The sequence below is a fragment of the Burkholderia sp. BDU5 genome (assembly GCF_001522845.1).
GTDB classification, from domain to species: domain Bacteria; phylum Pseudomonadota; class Gammaproteobacteria; order Burkholderiales; family Burkholderiaceae; genus Burkholderia; species Burkholderia mayonis.
The window spans coordinates 1-1229 of record NZ_LOWC01000089.1 but is presented as its reverse complement, the minus strand read 5'-3'; the positions used below and the strand labels follow the sequence as shown (position 1 = coordinate 1229).

Annotated in this window: 1 protein-coding gene; it reads left to right on the top strand. The window is 65.2% G+C overall.

The genetic code is table 11. The features are described from left to right. Nucleotides 1-1229, top strand: a 1229-nt coding sequence (locus WS69_RS15180; RefSeq protein ID WP_059471564.1) for an aspartate aminotransferase family protein, incomplete at both ends; no start/stop codon positions are given.

The following is a 1229-nucleotide window of genomic DNA, read 5'->3' as shown; positions in this document are numbered from 1 at the left end:
TACCGCGCGCTCGACGCCGCGCATCACATCCATCCGTTTTCCGACATGGGCGCGCTCAATCGCGCCGGCAGCCGCGTGATCGTGAAGGCCGAAGGCGTCTATCTGTGGGATTCCGACGGCAACAAGATCATCGACGGGATGGCCGGGCTCTGGTGCGTGAACGTCGGTTACGGCCGCAAGGAACTCGCGGACGCCGCGTATCGGCAGCTCCAGGAACTGCCGTTCTACAACACGTTCTTCAAGACGACGCACCCGCCGATCATCGAGCTGTCGGCGTTGCTCGCCGAGATCGCGCCGCCGTCGTTCAATCACTTCTTCTATTGCAACAGCGGATCGGAAGGCAACGACACGGTGCTGCGCGTCGTCCATCAATACTGGCGCACGCAGAACCAACCACAGAAGAAGGTCGTGATCTCGCGCAGGAACGGCTATCACGGTTCGACGATCGCGGGCGCGACGCTCGGCGGCATGGGCTACATGCACGAGCAGATGCCGTCGAAGGTCGAGCACGTCGTCCATATCGATCAGCCGTACTTCTTCGGCGAAGCGCAGGGCAATCTGACGCCGGAAGAATTCGGACTCGCCCGCGCACAACAGCTCGAAGCGAAGATTCTCGAGCTCGGCGCGGAGAACGTCGCCGCGTTCATCGGCGAGCCGTTCCAGGGCGCGGGCGGCGTGATCTTTCCGCCGTCGACATACTGGCCCGAGATCGAGCGGATCTGCCGCAAGTACGACGTGCTGCTCGTCGCCGACGAAGTGATCGGCGGGTTCGGGCGCACCGGCGAATGGTTCGCGCATCGGCACTTCGGCTTCGAGCCCGATCTGATGACGCTCGCGAAGGGGCTGACGAGCGGCTATGTGCCGATGGGCGCCGTCGCGCTGTCCGACCGGATCGCTGATGCGCTGATCGCGCACGGCGAGTTCAATCACGGGATGACGTATTCGGGGCATCCGGTCGCGGCGGCGGTGGCGGTCGCGAATCTGAAGGTGCTGCGCGACGAGAAGATCGTCGAGCGCGTGAAGACCGACACCGGCCCGTACTTCCAGCAGCGGCTGCGCGAGACGTTCGCCGATCATCCGATCGTCGGCGAGATCGCGGGCGCGGGGCTCGTCGCGGGCCTTCAGCTCGCGCGCGAACCCGGCGCGCGCAAGCGCTTCGAGAACGGCGGCGAGGTCGGCACGATCTGCCGCGACTACTGCTTCAACGGCAACCTGGTGATGCGCGCGAC